Genomic DNA, 20,461 nt, shown 5'->3' on the forward strand with positions numbered 1-20,461 from the left:
CCGTTTCGACGGCCGCAAGTGGGACAGCGGCATGCGCCCGCCGGAAGCCGAAGACCCGATTGCTGAACTATCTGGCCCCGCCTACGGCTACGAAGTGGTGCTGGAGCCGAATCGCACGTCCTGGCTGTTTGCGCTCGATCTGCCGTCAAGAGTCGGCCTGCCATCGGACGCTCGTCTGAACGCCGATTACCAGCTGGTGCTGAGCCAGGGCGAGCTTCGTGATCGTCGGCTTTATCGGCTGAGCTCGCATCCACAATACCGCCTTCAGACCCAGCTGCCGGACCGGCTGCGCACGCAGATGCTGCAGCTGCCGAAGAACTCGAACCCACGCGCTCAGGCGCTGGCGCAGCAGTGGCGCGATCAGGGACTCAACGATGCAGCGATCGTCAAAACCGCGCTGCAGCGCTATCGCACCGGCGACTACTACTACACGCTGCAGCCGCCGAGCCTGGGCCGGAACAGCGTCGACGAATTCCTGTTCGATACCCGGCGCGGCTTCTGCGAGCACTACGCATCGAGCTTCGCGGTACTGATGCGCGCCGCTGGCATTCCCGCGCGCATCGTCACCGGCTACCAGGGCGGCGAACCGAACGCGATCGGCGACTACTGGATCGTCCGGCAGAGCGACGCCCACGCCTGGACCGAAGTCTGGCTGGCAGGACGCGGCTGGCTGCGCGTCGATCCCACCGCCGCCGTTGCACCTGAACGAGTCGAGCGAGGCATCGGCAGCGCCTTGAGCGACACCGAGCTGCCCACCTTCCTCGACCCGACCCAGCGCCAGGGTTTCCGCTTCAATCTGGAGGCACGCTGGGACTGGGCCAACGCGCAGTGGAACTACTGGGTGCTCGGCTATGGCCCCGAGCTGCAGGCCGATTTCCTGCACCGCTTCGGGCTGGGCGACTGGCAGGACATGATCCTCGCGCTGACCATCACGATCACTGCCGCGCTGACGGGCCTCGGCTGGCTGCTGCTGCGACAGGCACGGGTTGATCAGCCCGCCGATGCCGCGCTGCGCGCCTGGCGTCGCTTGCAACAGAAACTGGCGCGCATCGGCCTGGTACAAGGCGATGACGAAGGACCGCGCGATTACGTCTCGCGGGTGGTCGCGGCACGACCGGAACTGGCGCCGACGCTGACGCCGGCATTGGCGCTGTATCTCCAGTTGCGCTATCTCGATGGCGCCGACAGCGGACGGCAACGCGCGCTGGAACGTGCTGTAGGTGTTTTCACCGCCTCTCGGCAAATGCGAAAGCGCGCTAGAAACAAGGACCGCAGCGACATCTCCCGTCAGGAAGATCGCTGACCGAACCGCCCTCAGAATCGCGGCAGCAGCATTAGACCGCGCCGGGGCTAGCATCCACTCAGGAGAAAAACATGAATTCCAGTCTTGCCACCGCGGCGCGGCGCTGCGCTGCCCCGCTACTGCTCGGCGCCACCCTGCTGCCGCTGCAGGCGGCCCTGGCCGCCGACCTGATCGTCACCAAGTTCGCCGACAGTCTCGACGGCAGTTGCGACAGCGATTGCTCGCTGCGCGAAGCGGTGCAGAAAGCCAATCAGACGCCGGGCGCCAGCCGGATCATCCTCGCCGCCGGCACCTATTCGCTCAGCATTCCGCCGCTGCAGAACCCGGACTTCGAGGATCCTTTGGTCGATGACGACGACAACCTCAACGGCGATCTCGACATCAAGGGCCGGCTGACCATCGTCGGCAAAGGCATCGACGTGACCGTCATCGACGCCGGCGGCATCGATCGCATCGCCGAAGTGCTGCCGGGGGCGGTCGCCACGCTCAGCAAGCTGACCGTGCGCAATGGCCGCGAACCGTTCCGCGGCGGCGGTCTCGACGTCAACACCGGCGGCACGCTCAGCCTGCAGTCCTGCGCGGTGACCGGCAACCTCTCGAGCGCTGCCTTCGAACCAGGCTCCGGTGGCGGCATCTGGAACCAGGGCACCTTGACCATCGATGCGTCGCGGATCGACGGCAATCGTTCGTCGGCGGGTGAAGGCAGCTTCGGCGCTGGCGGCGGCATCTACAACCTCGGCAGCCTGACCGTGCGCGACGCCCGCTTCATCGGCAACAGCGCCACCGACGACGACGACAGCGGCCAGGGCGGCGCGCTCTACAACGAGGGCACGGCCGATATCCGCCGCGCCACTTTCGAGAACAATCGCACGGACGACAACGGCGCCGGGCAGGCAATCCTCAATGCTCGCAACGGCATGCTGCGGCTGGAGAACAGCACAGTCAGCCGCAATACCAATGGTGAACCGTACAGAACTACGGCCGCCATCGAGAACGGTGGCTTCTACGACGCGCCGACGGCATCGGCGCGGTTGGTCAACGTCACCATCGCCGGCAACGAGGTCTACGGCCTGATCAACCGTGGCCGCCTCTCGATCAGCAACAGCATCATCGCCGGCAATGGCCTGGTCGCGGATCCCGAGAACGGCGTCGATCAGCGCGATCAGAACTGCCTGAACGAAGGGGCCGGCACCCAGTTCTTGCAGAGCGGCCTGCTGCGCGGCACCGACTCCGGCAATTGCGCGACCACCTTGCTGGTACTCAATGCCGACACCTTCGTGACCGTACTGCAGCCGCTGGCGCTGAACGGCTGGCAATCGCCGACTTTCGCGCTCAAGCCCGGCAGCATCGCGATTGATGCCGCCGTCGGCTCCTGCCCGGGCACCGATCAGCGCCGGGTCAGCCGTCCGCGCGATGGCAATGGCGACGGCATCGCCGTCTGCGACCTCGGCGCCTACGAGCGGCCCAATCCCTGAGCAAGTGCGGCAGCTCGAACTGCTCCGGCTCGGTGCAGCCAAACCGGAGCAGCAGCGTGCGCCAAGTCACAAAGCAGAAAAGTCACGGCTGTTCGGCAAATCCAGAGCGCGTATACCCACCTCGGAGGCAGACCGAAGTGCAGACAGTGTTTCGGCCATTGCCCTCCATTCGCAGACCAGCACGCGGCCTTGAGACTGAGTGCATCTGCAAACACTTGGAGGAGATGACATGAATCAGAATCTCGTGACAGCGGCGCGCCACTGCGCCGTCGGCTTGCTGGTGACCACTATGGCGCTGCCGCTGCAGGCCGCGCTGGCTGCGGACATCGTGGTCAGCAAATTCACCGACAGCCTCGACGGCAGTTGCAATAGCGACTGCTCGCTGCGTGAAGCGGTGCAACTCGCCAACCAGACGCCGGGCGCCAGCCGAATCATTCTCGCTGCCGGCACCTATCGGCTGAGCATTGCACCGGAGCAGGGAGCACCGAATCCCGGCGATGACCTGCGTCCGATCGACGACGATGCCAACCTGAACGGCGACCTCGACATCGGCGGCACGCTCAGCGTCGTCGGCAAGGGAATCGACGTCACTACCATCGACGCCGGCGGCATCGACCGCATCTTCGAAGCACTGCCCGGTGCTGTCGTGAAGCTCGCCAAGCTCACGGTACGCAACGGCCACCATGGTTCCCGGAGTGGCGGCATCGACATCAATGTCGGAGCTTCCCTGGCCCTGCAATCCGCCGCCGTGACCCAGAACAGCGCGTGGAACAGGGGCACCTACCCGGGCTCCTACGGCGGCGGCATCTCGAACTACGGCACCCTCACCGTGGACGCCTCGCGCATCGACGGCAACAGCGTTGAGGATGGCGACTACGGCCCCATTGACGGCATCCAACCGGGTTCTGGCGGCGGCATTTTCAACCGCGGCAGCCTGACCGTCCGCGACGCTTACTTCATCGACAATGACGCCTACGGCGCCAACGATAACGGCGCAGGCGGCGCGATCTGGAATGACGGCAAGGCCGACATCCGCCGCGCCAGCTTCGAAGACAATTACGTCAGCTTCGAGGGTGCTGGTGCCGCGATTTTCAACTTCGGCGCCGGCCAACTGCGGCTGGAGAACAGCACGGTCGCCGGCCACTACCGGGCGGAGCCCTACTGGCACGCCGCTGCTGTCGAGAACGGCGCGCGCCAGGAAGCCGCTCCGGCGGCGGCGGCGAAGCTGATCAATGTCACGATCGCCGGCTACAGCGGTTACGGGCTGATCAACCGCGCCAGGCTGACGATCGTCAACAGCATCGTCGCCGGCAATGGCAACGGCACCGTCGGCGAGCCTTTTGACAACCAGGACGCAAACTGCCTCAACGAAGGCACAAGCGCCCGGTTCTCGCAGACCGGCCTGCTGCGCGGTACCGACTCCGGCAACTGCCCCAGCACGCTGCTGGTGCTGAACGCCGACAGCTTCGTGACCCTGATGTATCCGCTGGCGCTGAACAACTGGCAAACGCCAACCTTCGCGCTGCGCCCGGGCAGCATCGCCGTCGACTCAGCCGTCGGCTCCTGCCCGAGCACCGACCAGCGCCGGGTCAGCCGGCCGCGCGACGGCAACGGTGACGGCATCGCCGCCTGCGATCTGGGCGCCTACGAGCGACCCAAGCCCTGAGCAAGCACGCTGCCTTGAGACTGAGTGCATCTGCAAACACTTCGGAGGAAATGACATGAATCAAAATCTCGCGACAACGGCGCGCCACTGCGCCATCACCATGCTGCTCAGCACCGCACTGCTGCCGCTGCAGGCCGCGCTGGCTGCGGACATCGTGGTCAGCAAATTCACCGACAGCCTCGACGGCAGTTGCAATAGCGACTGCTCGCTGCGCGAAGCGGTGCAACTCGCCAACCAGACGCCGGGCGCCAGCCGGATCGTTCTCGCCGCCGGCACCTACTCGCTGAGCCTCCCGCCGCCCGGCGGCATCGATCGCATCGCCGAAGCGCTGCCGGGCGCGGTCGCCACGCTCAGCAAGCTGACCGTCCGCAACGGCAGCGAACCGCATGGCGGCGGCGGCCTCAGGGTCAATGCTGGTGCCACGCTCAGCCTGCAGTCCGCTGCGGTATCGGGCAGCAGCGTGGGCTCCAGCGTCGAACCCGCCTTTGGCGGCGGCATCTTCAACGAGGGCACGCTGAATATCGATGCCTCGCGGATCGACGGCAACGGCACCAGCGCCGGCGATAGCTACCCCAGCGGCGGCGGCGGCATCTACAACAAGGGCAGCCTGACGGTGCGCGACGCCCGCTTCATCAGCAACGATGTTTCCAACGACGACGATGCCGGCCTGGGCGGCGCGCTTTACAACAAAGGCGCGGCCGACATCCGCCGCGCGACCTTCGAGAACAACCGCACTGGCCATTACGGTTCCGGGGCCGCCATCCTCAATGCCGGCACCGGCACGCTGCGGCTGGAAAACAGCACGCTCAGCGACAACACCAGCTTCACGGATACTTTTTTTTACCCCGGTCCCGCCGGCGCGATCGAGAACGGTGACCGCTTGGATGGGCCAACGGCATCGGCAAGGCTGATCAACGTCACCATCGCCGGCAACAATGACTACGGCCTGATCAACCGCGCCCGAATCTCGATCACCAACAGCATCATCGCCGGCAACGGCCCCGTCGAAGATCCCGACCAAGCCGTCGTAGGGAAAGACGAGAACTGCCTGAACGAAGGTGTCGGCACCCAGTTCTCGCAGACCGGCCTGCTGCGCGGCACCGATTCCGGCAACTGCCCCAGCACGCTGCTGGTGCTGAACGCCGACAGCTTCGTGACCCTGATGTATCCGCTGGCGCTGAACAACTGGCAGTCGCCGACCTTCGCGCTGCGCCCGGGCAGCATCGCCGTCGACGCCGCTGTCGGCTCCTGCCCGAGCACCGATCAGCGGCGCGTCACCCGTCCGCGCGACGGTAACGGCGACGGCATCGCCGCTTGCGATCTGGGCGCCTACGAGCGGCCCAAGCCCTGAGCCAGCACGCGGCCTTGATGCTGGTGCATCTGCAAACACGTGGAGGAGAAATGACATGAATCAGAATCTCGCGACAGCGGCGCGCCATTGCGCCGTCGGCTTGCTGGTGGCTACTACGGTGCTGCCGCTACAGGCGGCGCTGGCCGCCGACCTGATCGTCACCAAGTTCGCCGACAGTCTCGACGGCAGTTGCGACAGCGATTGCTCGCTGCGCGAAGCGGTGCAGAAAGCCAACCAGACACCGGGCGCCAGCCGGATCATCCTCGCTGCCGGCACCTATTCGCTCAGCATTCCGCCGCTGCAGAACCCGGACTTCGAGGATCCCTTGGTCGATGACGACGACAACCTCAACGGCGATCTCGACATCAAGGGCCGGCTGACCATCGTCGGCAAAGGCATCGACGTGACCGTCATCGATGCCGGCCGCATCGATCGCATCGCCGAAGTATTGCCGGGTGCCGTCGCCACGCTCAGCAAGCTGACCGTGCGCAATGGCCGCGAACCGTTCCGCGGCGGCGGTCTCGACGTCAATACCGGCGGCAGCTTGAGCCTGCAGTCCTGCGCGGTGACCGGCAACCTCTCGAGCGCTGCCTTCGAACCAGGCTCCGGTGGCGGCATCTGGAACCAGGGTACCTTGACCATCGATGCGTCGCGGATCGACGGCAATCGTTCGTCGGCGGGTGAAGGCAGCTTCGGCGCCGGCGGCGGTATCTACAACCTCGGCAGCCTGACCGTGCGCGACGCGCTGTTCAGCAGCAACAGCGCCTCGGACGACGACGACAGCGGCCTCGGCGGTGCGATCTACAACGAGGGCACGGCCGATATCCGCCGTGCCAGCTTCCAGAACAACGGCGTTTCCTCGAATGGCTCCGGGGCCGCGATCTTCAATCTCGGCAACGGCACGCTGCGGCTGGAGAACAGCACGGTCAGCGGCAGCAGTGGCGAGCCATACAGCACGACCGCCGCCGTCGAGAACGGCGGCCGTTACGAGGGGCCGACGGCGTCGGCGCGGCTGATCAACGTCACCATCGCCGGCAACCCGCTCTACGGACTGGTCAACCGCGGCCGCATCTCGATCGCCAACAGCATCATCGCCGGCAACGGCCTGGCCGCCGATCCCGAGAACGGCGTCGATCAGCGTGATCAGAACTGCCTGAACGAAGGTGTCGGCACCCAGTTCTCGCAGACCGGCCTGCTGCGCGGCACCGATTCCGGCAACTGCGCGACCACCCTGCTGGTGCTCAACAGCGACAGCTTCGTGACCCTGATGTTTCCGCTGGCGCTGAACAACTGGCAGACACCGACTTTCGCGCTGCGCCCGGGCAGCATCGCCGTCGACGCAGCCGTCGGCGCCTGCCCGAGCACCGACCAGCGCCGCGTCAGCCGGCCGCGCGATGGCAATGGCGACGGCATCGCCGCCTGCGATCTCGGCGCCTACGAGCGGCCCAAGCCCTGAGCCAGCACGCGGCCTTGAGACTGGTGCATCTGCAGACACGTGGAGGAGAAATGACATGAATCAGAATCTCGCGACAGCGGCGCGCCATTGCGCCGTTGGCTTGCTGGCGGCTACTACGGTGCTGCCGCTACAGGCAGCGCTGGCCGCCGACCTGATCGTCACCAAGTTCACTGACAGCCTCGACGGCAGCTGCGACAGCGATTGTTCGCTGCGCGAAGCGGTGCAGAAAGCCAACCGGACACCGGGCGCCAGCCGGATCATTCTCGCCGCCGGAACCTATCGACTGAGCATCCCGCCCCAGCGGGATCCGGACTCGGACGGGGAAACCCTGTGGCTCGACGACGACGACAACCTCGACGGCGATCTCGACATCAAGGGCCGATTGACCATCGTCGGCCGCGGCATCGATGCCACCATCATCGATGCCGGCGGCATCGATCGCATCGCCGAAGCGCTGCCGGACGCGGTCGCCACGCTCGGCAAGCTGACGGTCGCCGCGGGCCGCAACAAGCGCGGTGGCGGCGGCCTCTGGGTCAATGCCGGCGCCACGCTCAGCCTGCAGTCCGCCAAAGTCATTAACAACACCGTGAGCGTCGGCTTCGACACCGCCTTTGGCGGCGGCATCTTGAACGAGGGCACGCTGAACATCGATGCCTCGGAGATCAGCTTCAACTCAACCGGCGCCGGCGACAGCAACACCAGCGCGGGTGGCGGCATCTACAACCTCGGCAGCCTGGTGGTGCGCGACGCCCGTTTCTTCGGCAACAACGCTACCAACGACGACGACCGTGGAGATGGCGGTGCCATCTACAACAAGGGCACGGCCGACATCCGTCGTGCCAGCTTTCAAAACAACGAAGTTCGAATATTCGGCAGCGGCGCGGCGATCTTCAACACGGGCTTCGGCGTTTTGCGGGTGGAGAACAGCACGATTAGCGGCAGCACCAACGGTGGCGAACCTGCCAGTTGGACTGGCGCGATCGAGAACGGCGATCGCTTCGGCCCTTCGGTGACCGCCCGCGCCTCGCTGGTCAACACCACGATCGCCGACAATCCGATTTTCGGGCTGGTCAATCGTGCCCGTGTTTCGATCACCAACAGCATCATCGCCGGCAACGGTCAAAAGGAAGATCCCGTATTCGGCGTCCCAGGGGTCGACGCGAACTGCATGAACGTCGGACCGGATGCCCGATTCTTCCAGGCTGGCCTGCTGCGCGGCACCGATTCCGGCAACTGCCCCAGCACGCTGCTGGTGCTGAACGCCGACAGCTTCGTGACCCTGATGTATCCGCTGGCGGCGAACAGTTCGCAGCTGCCGACCTTCGCGCTGCGCCCGGGCAGCATCGCCGTCGACGCGGCTGTCGGCGCCTGCCCGAGCACCGATCAGCGGCGCGTCACCCGTCCGCGCGACGGCAACGGCGATGGCATCGCCGCTTGCGATCTGGGCGCCTACGAGCGGCCGAAACCCTGAGCCAGGATGATCGCAGCCCCGGATCGCTCGGCGATCCGGGGCTGCGACAGGTTCATCGCTGAACCGGCTCCGGCACCCGCGCCAGCAGCACGATGCCGATGATGAAGAACGCGATCAGCGCCAGGATCGACAGCCGTGGGTTTCCGGTGGTCGCGGCAACGATGCCGACCACCAAGGGGCCGAGCACCGCTGCGAACTTGCCGAGCATGTTGTAGAAGCCGAAGAACTGGCCGGCCTGCTCGGGCGGAATCAGCCGCGCGAAGTAAGAACGGCTCAGAGACTGTACCCCGCCCTGCACCAGGCCGATCGCTGCGGCCATCTGGTAGAACTGCGCTTCGGTCTGCATGAAGTAGCCCCAGATCGTCACCGCGATATAGACCGACAAGCCGAGGTAGATCGCGCGCTTGGTGCCGATGCGGTCGGCCAGATAACCGAAGCCGATCGCTGCCGGGAAGCTGACGAACTGCACGATCAGCAGCGCCTTGATCAGGCTGTCCGAGGCAAAACCGAGATTGAGGCCGAAATCGACCGCCATCTGCGCCAGCGTGTTGACCGCGTCGATATACAGGAAGTACGCGAGCAGGAACATCCAGACCGGACGGTGCTGGGCGATCTGACGGACGGTGGCAAAAATCTCTCGCCAGCCGAACGGCTGCTGGTTGGCGTTGCGGGTTTCCGGCACCCGCAGGAACAACGGAATCGAGAACAGCAGCCACCACAGCGCCACGCTGATGAACGCGGCGCGCGTTGCGGCGACCTTGTCGGCCAGGCCGAAGACTTCGGGCTTCAGCACCATCGCCACGTTGATCAGGAACAGACACCCGCCGCCGAGATAGCCCAGGCCGTAGCCGAACGAGGACACACGGTCGCTTTCCTCGGGTGTGGCGACATTGACCAGCAACGCATCGTTGAACGTCTGTCCGCCCCAGAAGCCGATCGACGCCAAGGTGAACACCAGGATCGCGAGCCACCACTGGCCGGCACCGATGAAGGCCAGTGCCAAGGTTCCGAGTACGCCGATCGCCGTGAACAGGCCGAGAAAGCGCTTCTTCGCTGCCAGGCGATCGGCCAGGACACCTAGGGAGGGCGACAGCAGCATCACCGCGAATGCGGCAGCCGAGTTGCCGAAGCCCAGATACAAGGTGGCGTCGGTCGGCGCTAAATCGGCAGCCCAGTACTGCTTGAAGAAGATCGGAAAGAAGCCGACCAGCACCGTCGTCGCGAAGGCCGAGTTCGCCCAATCGTTGAACGCCCAGGCCCATTGCGCGCTGCGTCGCTGTTTACTCATCTTCGTCCCCGAGCGGCCTTACGACCTGCTGTTGCACCACTTCGCCGAGATCGGCGAACACCAGTCCGTCGATCCGCACCTGCGGCCGCGCCTTCAGCAGCGCGAGATAGGCCGGCACGAAATCCTGCATCGCCTGACGATCGCGGTATTCGAGAATCACCGCGTAATCCCAGCGCTTGCTGTCGTTGATCACACCCGTAACGACGTCGGCTTCGAGCAGGCGATAGCCACTAATCCGGCCCTGGGCCAGCAGCTGCGCATCAAGCGCCAGCCAGTTTGCACGCAGGAAACGCAGCAGGCGCTCGCGCTGACCCGGCCGGGCGCGGACCAGGCTGATCGCCCAGACCGTGTCCGCGTTCGTCGCACTTTCAGGATGGGCTTCATGCGCGGCGACCGAGCTGCCGGCCACTGGCTTGATGGAAGCCGGCTGCAGCCAGCGGTTCAGCAAAGCCATGCCGGCGGCGCCGATCAACAGGCCAGCCAGCAAGATGACCAGCGTGCGTCGCGACATCAGGCGCACGCGGCCCGAATCACGGCATCGATCACAGGATGTCGAAGCCGAGCACCAGCGCGTCCTCGCGGCCACCCGCAGCCGGGTAATAGGCCTTGCGTACACCGATCCGCGCGAAGCCAATCCCCTCGTACAGCTTCAGCGCCGCCTTGTTCGACTTGCGCACTTCCAGCAGCACGATAGAAGCCTGCGCGGCGCGGGCGATCTTCATCACATGCTTGAGCAGCTTCAGGCCAAAGCCGCGCCGCTGCTGGAACGGATCGATGCAGAGATTCAGCACGTGGGCTTCGTCGACGGCCATGCTCATCAGCGCGTAGCCGGCGAGACGGCCGTCATCGCCGGCCAGCACCCAGGCGCTGTAACCGGACTGCAGGCAATCCTTGAAGATCGTTTCGGTCCACGGAAACTCGTAGGCCCGGCGCTCGATCTCGAGCACCAGCGGCAGCTGCTCGATCTGCATCGGCAGGATGGCCCAGACCTCTTTGGCATCTTTCGGCAAAGCGCTCAATTCAGGACGTTCGGATGGAATGGACGGGAGCCGATCAGGGAACGGCCACAACAGTTTCGGACTTGGTCAGCAGTTGATGCACGCGTTTCAGATCGAGCCAGCTCTTGGCCTTTTCGCCCGGCGAACGCAGCAGATAGGCCGGGTGATAGCTGATCAGCACCGGCGTCTGCGCCGGGCCGTAGGCGTGCAGCGGGCCACGCAGTTTCGACAGCGGCGCATCGGAACCGAGCAGGCGCTGCGCCGCGATGCGCCCCAGCGCCAGCATGAGTTTGGGCTGGATCAGTTCGATCTGGCGATCGAGGAACGGCCGGCAGGCGGCCACTTCATCGGATTCCGGATCGCGATTGCCCGGCGGGCGGCACTTCACGACATTGGCGATGTAGGCATTGCTGGCGCGCGCGCGGCCGATGCTGTTCAACATCTCGTCGAGCAGCTTGCCGGCCTTGCCGACGAAGGGCTCGCCGCGCTGGTCTTCGTCGGCACCGGGACCCTCGCCGATCACCAGCAGCGAAGCATCCTGCGGGCCGACGCCGAACACCGTTTTCGTCCGCGTCTTGCACAGCTTGCAGCGCGTGCAGCTGGCGACTGCTGCGGCGAGCCCGTCCCAGTCGGCCGGGGCCACGTAAGGCGGTGCGACAGGTTCCGGTTCGGCGAGCAGCAGCGGCGGTGGCTGTGCACGTAGCGCTGGGCGTGGCGCAATCGTTCGCGGTGCTGGCGCTGGCGGAACGTCTGCTTCCGGCTGGTCGTAATCGGCCATCGATGGCGCATCGAGCAGCGGCGCCGTGCTTGCGGCGACAGCCAGCGGCGCGCCACGGCGCGTCCAGACCTCGAGGTCCAGCGCTTTCAGCAGGCGGGCGCGGCGTTGGCTATGCATGGCGCTACTTTACCGTGCCGACCCCAGCGCCAGCGGAGATTCGCTGACAAGAAAACCCCGGCCGTAGCCGGGGTTCGTACTGCTCGCAATCAATTGCCGATTGCCCTGTCGATCAGGGCATCGCCGCGAATTCCGCGTGCTGCGGATGCGCGCGGCTGGTCGGGATCTCGAGGCGGTTGACCGCGTTCAGATAGGCCTTCGCCGAAGCGATGACGATATCGGTGTCCGCACCCAAGCCATTGACCACGCGGCCATCCTTGCTCAGGCGCACGGTGACTTCGCCCTGGGCGTCGGTGCCGGTGGTGATCGCATTGACCGAATAGAGCAGCAACTTGGCACCGGTGCCGACCCGCTGCTCGATCGCCGCGAACACGGCATCGACCGGGCCATCGCCGAGCGCCTGCACTTCGCGGATCTCGCCGTCGACCGCCAAGGCCACCTTGGCCAAGGGCTTGGTGCCGGTCTTCGAGGTCACTTCGAGCCACTGCAAGGTCACGCGCTCTTCGGAGCGGGCCTGCTCGGTCTGGGTGACCAGCGCCTGCAAATCCTCGTCGAAGATTTCCTGCTTCTTGTCGGCAAGGTCCTTGAAGCGCGCGAACGCTTCGGCGAGTTCGGCATCGGACTTGAACTGGTAGCCGAGCTCATCGAGCCGGGCACGGAAAGCACTGCGCCCGGACAACTTGCCCAAGGTCAGCTTGTTCGAAGACCAGCCGACATCCTCGGCGCGCATGATCTCGTAGGTCTCGCGATGCTTGAGCACGCCGTCCTGATGGATGCCGGACTCATGGGCGAAGGCATTGGCGCCAACCACGGCCTTGTTCGGCTGCACCGGATAGCCGGTGATATTCGAAACCAAGCGCGAGCAAGGCACGATCTGTGTGGCATCGACGCGGGTGGTGACCGGAAAGATGTCGTGGCGCGTGCGGATCGCCATGACGATCTCTTCGACCGCCGCATTGCCAGCACGCTCGCCGAGACCGTTGATCGTGCATTCGACCTGACGTGCGCCGTTCATCACCGCGGCCAGCGAGTTGGCGACCGCCATGCCGAGATCGTTGTGGCAATGCGTCGACCAGATCACCTTGTCGGCGTTCGGCACCCGCTCGATCAAGGTCTTGAAGCGCTCGCCCCAGAGGCTCGGGATCATGTAGCCGACGGTGTCCGGCACATTGAGCGTGGTGGCACCGGCCTTGATCACCGCATCGAAGATGCGGACCAGGAAATCGATGTCGGAACGGCCGGCGTCCTCGGCGGAGAATTCGACGTCATCGGTGAAGCTGCGTGCCAGCTTGACAGCGCCGACTGCGTTGTCGACGACCTGATCCGGCGTCAAACGCAGCTTCTTCTCCATGTGGATCGCGCTGGTGGCGATGAAGGTGTGAATGCGCTTGCGCACCGCGGGCTGCAAGGCTTCGCCGGCGCGGGTGATATCGCCGGCATTGGCACGGGCCAAAGAACAGACGACCGATTCCTTGACCGCGCGGGCCACCGCCTGCACCGAGGCGAAATCACCCGGGCTGGCGATCGCGAATCCGGCTTCGATGACATCGACCTTGAGCTTCTGCAGCGCCAGCGCGATACGGACCTTTTCGTCGAGCGTCATGGCTGCGCCGGGCGACTGTTCGCCATCGCGCAAGGTGGTATCGAAAATGATGAGCTGGTCTTTCATGGTGTTCTCGCGAAGTCGGTGCGCCGGCGACGGGCCGGCATGATGCCAGCCGACACGGTCAGTGTCAGGCTTGAATTAGGGGATGCTTGTTTGGTCCGGTTTATGGCCCCCGGACGGGCAGGTTCGATGGGCTGCCTTACGGCAGCAGTCGAAGGGCAAGCAGCAGCTCGCGACCGAACAGCGTCGGTGCGAAGAACATCTGGGAGCTGGTGCGGGCTTGCATGGTTTGCGGATGATAGACCAGCCACGGGCCGCTCGCCAAGCGCGTTATTGCCGTGTGTCGTGTTCGCGCTGCCGTTGATGGCAGGCTGCTCCGCTCAGGCCGGCTCGGCCGCCGCCGCCGCGATCTGCAGCAAGGCCTGCTCGAAGACCGCCGACGACTGTCCGCCTTCGATGATGTGGCGGTCGTTGATGATGATCGCCGGCACGCCACGGATGCCCTTCGACAACCACAGCTTCATGCGCTCGTCGACTTCGTCGAGATAGGCTTCCGAGGCTAGGATTTCCTTCGCCCGTTCGCCGTTGAGGCCGGCCTCGACAGCGATCTCGGCCAGCACGGCGTGGTCGGAGATGCTGCGCTGATCAGTGAAATTGGCCTTGAACAGCAGGTTCTGCAGCATCAGCGGATCGCCGTGCGACTCGGCCCAGTACATCAGCCGGTGGGCGTCGAAGGTGTTCCAGATCCGGCTGTCGCGAGTCAGGTTGAAGGTGTAGCCAGCCTCGGCCGCCAGTGCGGTGATCTGTGCGTTGTTGTCGGCGATCTGGGCCGCGGTCAGCTCGTACTTGGCGACCAGGTGCTCGCCCAGATTCTCGCCTTCCGGCGGCATGTTGCGGTTCAGCTCGAATGGCTGGAAGCTCAGCTCGACCTCGAGCTTGCCGGCCAGACGGTCGACCGCAGCGATCAGGCCACCCAGGCCGATCGCGCACCAGGGACAGGCGACATCGGAGACGTAATCGATTTTCAGACGCTGCATGGAATGGCCTCCTCAGACCGGCGCCGGCTTGTTGCGCATCCGGCGCAGCACGGTAGTCACCGGACCAGACATCGAATACGCGAAGAAGATCAGGAACAGGATCAGCGGCGGATTGATCGACACCAGCGCCAGTACGCCGATCACCGCGGCGAACGGCAGGAAGCGCATGCGGCCGGTCAGGTTGATTTTCTTGAAGCTGTTGTAGCGGATCGAGGACACCATCAGCAGCGCGCTGCCCAGGGTCAGGATGCTGGCCGGAATCAGCACGTCGAGCCCGCTCAGCTCATAGCTGAACGCGGTCCAGACGAAGAACACGACCACCGCCGCAGCGGCAGGGCTCGGCAGGCCGAAGAAATCCTTGCTGCTGCCCTTGATCGCTGCCAGCACGTTGAAGCGGGCCAGACGCAGTGCTGCGCAGGTGGCGTAAGTCATCGCCAGCACGCCGCCCAGCTTGCCGCCCAGCCATTGGTAGTCGGACAGGAAGCGCAGGCTGTACGCGTAGACGACGATCGACGAGGCAATGCCGAACGCCGCCATGTCGCACAGCGAGTCGTATTCCTTGCCGAAATCCGTCGAGGTATTGGTCATCCGCGCGATCCGGCCGTCGAGCGCGTCGGCAATCATCGCGAACAGGATGCCGATCGCCGCCTGATCGAAATTGCCGTTCATCGACGACACGATCGCGTAGAACGCGCCGAACAAGGTGCCGGTCGTGAACAGGTTCGGCAGCAGGTAGATCCCCTTGGTGGGACCCTTGCGGCGCGGCTTGGCGAGTTCGTTGAATGGAGCGGGTTCGTTCATGGGCTTAGACCGTGGCAGTCGCGCAGTCTACGTTGGCCCCGCAGACAGCGGAACCTCTGATCCGGGACGACCTCAATCGCCGAGCGGCGGTCCGGCTGGCAGCTTCGGTTCCGGCGAAGCTCCCGCCGCCGGATCGGTGGCCGACTGGAAGCGGCGGATCAGGTCGGCGATCAGCAGCGCCTGACCATCGGACGTTCCCGCAGCCTTGGGTCCGCGCGTACGCAACTTCTCCAGTTTCAGCAGTGCAATGCCGCGTACGGCCGGGCTGCTGCCCTTGCCGGCCAGCGTGATCAGCTTCTGCACGATGATCACTTGCTGCGCATTGCGGATTTCCTGGTCGATGCCGGTCTTCACAGAGCCATCGAAGCTGGCGGCAATCAGCCGATCGACGATCGTCTCGAATCCCGGCTGGCTGCGGTCCAGCGCCTGCTGCTGTACCAGGCGCGCGGCACGTTCCGGCTGCAGCAGTGCGCTGATGGTCAAGGTCGACGCAGCAACCGCTGGCGCCGTGGCATCGAAAGTCAGGCCGGTGCTCCGCGCGAACAGTTCGCGCGTCCCCGGCCAGCCTGGCGGCCGTGGCGGCAGCTGCGCCAGCAAGGCTGGCGACAGCCTCAGAACTGCTGGTTGCAGAGTCTCGATCAGGGCATCGAGCGCCTGCTGCTGTTCGGCCGCGGGCACGGCCTGCACCGGCGTCTGGCCATCGCCACGCAAGGCGTAGACATAGCGCAGGCCGCCAAGCGCTTTCGCGGTCGCGTCGATCTGATAGCGGTGATACAGGTACAGCGGCACCAGCGCTTCCTCGATGCTGGCCAGCGGCCGGCCGCGGCGGATCGCGTTCTCGCCGAAGCGCGCCAGCGCCGCTTTGCGCACCACCATCATGCGGCGCAGCTCGGCGGCATTGTCACGGCCGTTGTCCCAGAGGCTGACATCGGGATGGGCGGCGCCAGCCGGTCGCGCGTCTTCATCGGTCAGAAAGCCGATGCCTTGCGCCTGGGCCTTGCGCAGGATGCCGGCCAGCGCTGCCGACTCATCACTGCCGGCCGGGAATTCGCGGTAGCCATAGTCGATCGCGACCTTGTCCCAGGCGCCGATTCCGGCGGTGTAGGCATCGCTCAGATCGACCGTGCCATCGGCCTTGAGCGTCACCAGTGGCTGCGGATAGTCCATCACCGATGTCCGGCCATCGCGGCTGGCGATGTAGTTGTGCAGCAGGCCCAGGGTGTGGCCGATCTCGTGCGCGGCCAGCTGGCTGAGGCGCGCCATCACCAGCTTCTGCATCGCCGGATCGACCGCGCCTGCTTCTCCCCGATCGCCATAGGGCGACAGTAGACCTTCGGCAATCAGATAGTCGTAACGGGCGCGCAGCGAACCGAGCGTGACATTGCCCTTGATGATCTCGCCGGTGCGTGGATCGTTGACCGCGCTGCCGTAGCTCCAGCCGCGCGTCGCGCGATGTACCCACTGGATGATGTTGTAGCGGACGTCGAGCGGATCGGCGTCTTCCGGCAGCAGCTCCACCTGGAAGGCATTGCGATAGCCGGCCGCTTCGAAAGCCTGATTCCACCAGCGCGCGCCTTCCAGCAGCGCGTCGCGGATCGGTGGCGGTGCACCGCGATCCAGGTAGTAGACGATCGGCTGCACGGCGTCACTGATCGCTGCGGCCGGGTCCTTCTTCTGCAGGCGATGACGCAGGATCAGATGCTGGATCAACGGCGCGTCGATCGGCGTGGCGTAATCGGCGTAGTTCAGCTCGATGTAGCCCGAGCCGGGCTGGGCCAGACGCGGCACGTAACCTGGCTCCGGCAAGGCGATGAACGAATAGCGCTCGCGCAGGCTGATCGCCTGCGGCGTCGGCGTCACGTCCTTGACGAATTGGCCGCTGCCCTCGCCTGCCAGGGTCACCGTCGCTTCGATTTCGGTATTGCGCGGAAAGGCCTTGGTGCCCGGCAGATGGACCGCACTGCGATCCTTGTCGAACTTGTAGCTGCCCTGCTCGGCACGGGCGATCGAGCTGATCGCATCGTGCCCGTCACGCACCGCGAAATCGCTGGCATCGACCAGCACCCGCTCGCCTTCCACGGCGACCACCGTGAAGCCGAACAGCACCGATTCCGCGAACGACTGCTCGACGGCGCGACGCTCATCGGCGCTGTCGCTGACCGCGCGGAAGCCCAGATTCGGCTGCACCAGCAGCACCTTGGGGCCGATGCGCTCGAAGCGCACCAGTTTGGCGTCACTGACCTGGCCGCGATCGAGGCCGACATCGTTGGAGCCGAGGCCCTGAGTCAGGGTCGTCAGATACAGCAGACTCATTTCCGGCCTGGGGATTTCCAGATAGAGCTTGCCTTCGTCGCTGTTCCAGTACAACGGCAGGAAGCCGTCGAAGCGCTGCGTCCCCGTGGTTTTCGTGGCGATCGACGGCAGGCCCTGTGCGCTCTTCTCCGAAGCCGCAGTGGCTGATGGCGCGGCAGAAACAGCGGCCCAAGCGACGACGGCGATGATCAGATTGCGGACGATGCTGGGCATGGCTTCTTCCAAGACGAGTACGGGATTCATTGAGCCCGAGGCATGCGCGCAGCGTGCCAAGGCGTAACGCTTCAGTTGCCGGTCAGCGGAAGACTGCTCGCGACCAGCACTTTCTGAAAGCGAGGATCGTCGCGCACGCTGTCCCAGATCGGGCTATAGCGCAGATCGCCGGGGTTCAAGGCGTTGGCGGTGGTGATCAAGCTTTCCAGCCGCTTCAGGGTGGCTTCGTGCTCACCGGCCAGGGCTTCGATCTTCGCCATCGCGAATTCATCGAGGGCGTCCTGCCAGCGATCGTCACGATTCGAGCGCAAGCAAGCCTGGCCTTCTTCCAGCGCTGCAGCGCGCTGACCCAGGCCGGCTTCGATGATGGCGAGATTGCAGGCAAAGCCGGCGCTCTCCATGCCCTTGGCGCGCAGTTCCAGAGCCTTGCTCTTGCCTGCCGTGAAGGCCGCCACAGCTTCCTCGCGCCGACCAGCGAAGTAGTAGCCGCCGCCGAGCAAGCTCTGCAGGCCGATGATCTGGTCACCCAGCTCGATGCCGGGTGTGGCGAGCAGCTTGCCGACCAGCTCGGCCACCGCCAGAAACTGGCGCCGGTAGAGCAGCTGCGTGCCGATGACCACCGTCGCCTGCGCGGCCACTGCCGCCGGCAGTGCATCGATGATTTCCTGCGCCCGATCGAGCTTGCCTTCGTTCTGGTACAGGCCGACCTTCTGCACAGTTAGGCCCTGATTCTCCGGGCTGATCGCGATCGCCCGATCGATCGCCGCCTGCGCCGCGTCGTAACGGCGCAGGGCCGCTTCGGTTTCGGAAATGCCGATCCACAGGCTGATGTTGCGCGGATCCTGTTCGGCAGCCCGTTTCAAATTGGCAATCGCCTGGCCCATCCGGTTCTGCCGACGCAGCACGTAGGCGATGGCGGCGTTGACATCGGCACTGTTCGGCAAGCGGCGCCGGGCTTGCTCGAACGCCGCCAGTGCGGCATCGAAATCGCCGAGGCCACGGTAGAAGTAGTAGCCGCGCGCCAGCCAGGACTCGCCCAGATCCGGCTGCAGGCGCATCGTCGTGTCGGCAGCTTCGCGCAGTTCGGCGAGGCCCCGGGCGTCGTGGTCGAAGCCGTTCAGATACAGATAGCTGACCGTCGTCGCCAGATGCGCCCAGGCCAGCGCGAACTGCGGATCGGCCTTCACGGCTTCGCGGTAATGGCGGCGGGCGTCGAGATAGTCCTGATTACCGCTGAAGCGCAGCTCGTAGGACAGGCCGCGCAGATAGGCGTCATAGGCGGCCGCGTTGCGAGTGGCGGCCTGATCGAGCGCCTTGGTCTCGGCGCCGGTCAGGCGGGCGTTCAGCGCATCGGCAATCGCCTGCGCCACTTCGCCTTCGACGCCGAAGATGCTGTCCAGCTTGCGGTCGTAGGTTTCCGCCCACAGATGCTCGTCGGTATCGGCGCGGATCAGCTGGACATTGATCCGCACCGTGTCGCCGTCCTTCTGCACGCTGCCTTCCAGCAGATGGGCGACACCGAGACGACGGGCGATGCCCGGCAGATCGCCAGGCTTGCTGTCGAGGCTGGCAGTGGAGTTGCGCGAGATCACCCGCAGCGCGCCGACCCGCGACAACCGGGTCAGGATTTCGTCCTGAATGCCCTGCGCGAAGTAGGCATTGGCCTTGTCGTCGGACAGGCTTTCGAACGGCAGCACGGCCAGCGAGCGATCGGGCGGTGCATCAGCCGGGCGCAGCACGGTGCGCTCGGCAACGACGAAGGCCAGTGCGAGCAGCAGCAGGCCGGCCAATGCGAAGCTCAGTTTCCGACCGTTACCCAGCCGCACCGGCAGGACCACGGCGGCCTCGTCGTCAGCAGAATCCGGCGTACGGACGATGCCCTGCGGCGTCAGGTCATAGAGCCAGGCCAGCACCAGCGCGATCGGAAAGCCGAGCACGACGACGATCACCACCAGCCGGACCGCCGCATTCGGCACATCGAAGAACGGAAACACCTGGGTCGCCATCTGCACCAGCAACCAGCCGCCGACGGCGTACATCGCGCCCACCTTGTAGACGTGGCGGCGCTTCAGCTCGCCCCAAAAAGATCGCTTGCTCATGGCGGAGCGACCGCCGCCGTCTTCGCCTTGCCTTCAACGAGCAAGCTACGGAACTGCGCGTCCTGGCGCAGCGGATCCCAGATCGGATCGAGCTTCAGCAGTTCGACGGTCAGCAGCGAACTCGGTCTGTGCAGCAGACGGTCGAGAATCGGCAGGGCCTTCGCGGCATTGCCGGTCATCGCGTAGGTCACGGCGAGGTAGTACTGCCAGCCGGGACCTTCCAGCGCATCGTTGGCGTCGGCCAGCGTGGCGATTGCCTGTTGCGCCTGTTCGACCGCGGCCGCGGTTTCTCCCTGGCCCGCCAGGGCAATCGCGAGTGCGAAACGCCAGGCGGCTTCCGGGTTGGCCGATTTGTGCTCCACCGCCAGCGCGGCGGTCGCGAGCGCCTTCACCTGTTCGTAGTCGGCCCGCGCCTGCTCAGTCGCGCCGGCCAGCTGTTCGCTCATCGCCAGCCGCAGCTGCCATTCGATGCGCGCCGGGATATAGCTG

The 20,461-nt window shown here is 65.4% G+C and carries 16 protein-coding genes; 6 read left to right on the plus strand and 10 right to left on the minus strand.

Annotated features, from left to right (window positions below):
• The 6 genes from Q0D45_RS14520 to Q0D45_RS14545 all read left to right on the plus strand — a co-directional run.
• On the plus strand, positions 1 to 1,303 hold a 1,303-nt coding region (locus Q0D45_RS14520), incomplete at its 5' end, for a transglutaminaseTgpA domain-containing protein (RefSeq protein WP_293394077.1).
• 71 nt (positions 1,304 to 1,374) lie between these two features.
• Positions 1,375 to 2,778: a CSLREA domain-containing protein gene (locus Q0D45_RS14525; RefSeq protein ID WP_293394080.1), complete on the plus strand. Its 1,404-nt coding sequence runs from the start codon at positions 1,375 to 1,377 to the stop codon at positions 2,776 to 2,778.
• Positions 2,779 to 3,007: 229 nt separating this feature from the next.
• Complete coding sequence (locus Q0D45_RS14530) at positions 3,008 to 4,444, plus strand: CSLREA domain-containing protein (RefSeq protein ID WP_293394083.1); 1,437 nt, start codon at positions 3,008 to 3,010, stop codon at positions 4,442 to 4,444.
• 55 nt (positions 4,445 to 4,499) lie between these two features.
• Positions 4,500 to 5,795 (plus strand): CSLREA domain-containing protein, encoded by a 1,296-nt coding sequence (locus tag Q0D45_RS14535; RefSeq protein ID WP_293394086.1) that lies wholly within the window; start codon positions 4,500 to 4,502, stop codon positions 5,793 to 5,795.
• 55 nt (positions 5,796 to 5,850) lie between these two features.
• Entirely contained in the window at positions 5,851 to 7,251 is a 1,401-nt protein-coding gene (locus tag Q0D45_RS14540) for a CSLREA domain-containing protein (protein ID WP_293394089.1), read from the plus strand.
• Positions 7,252 to 7,306: 55 nt separating this feature from the next.
• Positions 7,307 to 8,722: a CSLREA domain-containing protein gene (locus Q0D45_RS14545; RefSeq protein ID WP_293394092.1), complete on the plus strand. Its 1,416-nt coding sequence runs from the start codon at positions 7,307 to 7,309 to the stop codon at positions 8,720 to 8,722.
• 52 nt (positions 8,723 to 8,774) lie between these two features.
• Here the strand turns inward: Q0D45_RS14545 and Q0D45_RS14550 are convergent, their stop codons facing one another.
• The 10 genes from Q0D45_RS14550 to Q0D45_RS14595 all read right to left on the minus strand — a co-directional run.
• The gene (locus Q0D45_RS14550) at positions 8,775 to 10,010 is read right to left on the minus strand and encodes an MFS transporter (protein ID WP_293394095.1); all 1,236 of its coding nucleotides are present in this window, start codon (positions 10,008 to 10,010) and stop codon (positions 8,775 to 8,777) included.
• Positions 10,003 to 10,521 carry a hypothetical protein gene (locus Q0D45_RS14555; RefSeq protein WP_293394098.1) on the minus strand — a complete coding sequence of 173 codons (519 nt, stop codon included), beginning with the start codon at positions 10,519 to 10,521 and terminating at the stop codon, positions 10,003 to 10,005. Before Q0D45_RS14555 ends, Q0D45_RS14550 begins: the two co-directional genes overlap by 8 nt.
• Before the next feature lie 31 nt (positions 10,522 to 10,552).
• Positions 10,553 to 11,029, minus strand: a complete 477-nt coding sequence (gene rimI / locus Q0D45_RS14560) for a ribosomal protein S18-alanine N-acetyltransferase (RefSeq protein WP_293394101.1) — start codon at positions 11,027 to 11,029, stop codon at positions 10,553 to 10,555.
• Positions 11,030 to 11,063: 34 nt separating this feature from the next.
• A complete protein-coding gene (locus Q0D45_RS14565) occupies positions 11,064 to 11,903 on the minus strand; it encodes a uracil-DNA glycosylase family protein (RefSeq protein ID WP_293394104.1) in 840 nt (279 codons plus the stop codon).
• Between the two features lie 112 nt (positions 11,904 to 12,015).
• Positions 12,016 to 13,572 carry a 2-isopropylmalate synthase gene (locus tag Q0D45_RS14570; RefSeq protein ID WP_293394107.1) on the minus strand — a complete coding sequence of 519 codons (1,557 nt, stop codon included), beginning with the start codon at positions 13,570 to 13,572 and terminating at the stop codon, positions 12,016 to 12,018.
• 317 nt (positions 13,573 to 13,889) lie between these two features.
• Positions 13,890 to 14,546 carry a DsbA family oxidoreductase gene (locus Q0D45_RS14575; protein WP_293394110.1) on the minus strand — a complete coding sequence of 219 codons (657 nt, stop codon included), beginning with the start codon at positions 14,544 to 14,546 and terminating at the stop codon, positions 13,890 to 13,892.
• 12 nt (positions 14,547 to 14,558) lie between these two features.
• Positions 14,559 to 15,347: a CDP-diacylglycerol--serine O-phosphatidyltransferase gene (gene pssA, locus Q0D45_RS14580; protein ID WP_293394113.1), complete on the minus strand. Its 789-nt coding sequence runs from the start codon at positions 15,345 to 15,347 to the stop codon at positions 14,559 to 14,561.
• Between the two features lie 72 nt (positions 15,348 to 15,419).
• Complete coding sequence (locus tag Q0D45_RS14585; RefSeq protein ID WP_293394116.1) at positions 15,420 to 17,873, minus strand: zinc-dependent metalloprotease; 2,454 nt, start codon at positions 17,871 to 17,873, stop codon at positions 15,420 to 15,422.
• 71 nt (positions 17,874 to 17,944) lie between these two features.
• On the minus strand, positions 17,945 to 19,972 hold the full coding sequence (locus Q0D45_RS14590) for a tetratricopeptide repeat protein (protein ID WP_293394119.1): 2,028 nt from the start codon (positions 19,970 to 19,972) through the stop codon (positions 17,945 to 17,947).
• Positions 19,969 to 20,461: tetratricopeptide repeat protein (locus Q0D45_RS14595; protein WP_293394122.1), on the minus strand; the 493-nt coding region annotated here is incomplete at its 5' end. The genes Q0D45_RS14590 and Q0D45_RS14595, both read right to left, overlap by 4 nt.

It is taken from the genome of Nevskia sp. (assembly GCF_023266035.1).
In the GTDB taxonomy this organism is placed as follows: Bacteria; Pseudomonadota; Gammaproteobacteria; order Nevskiales; family Nevskiaceae; genus Nevskia.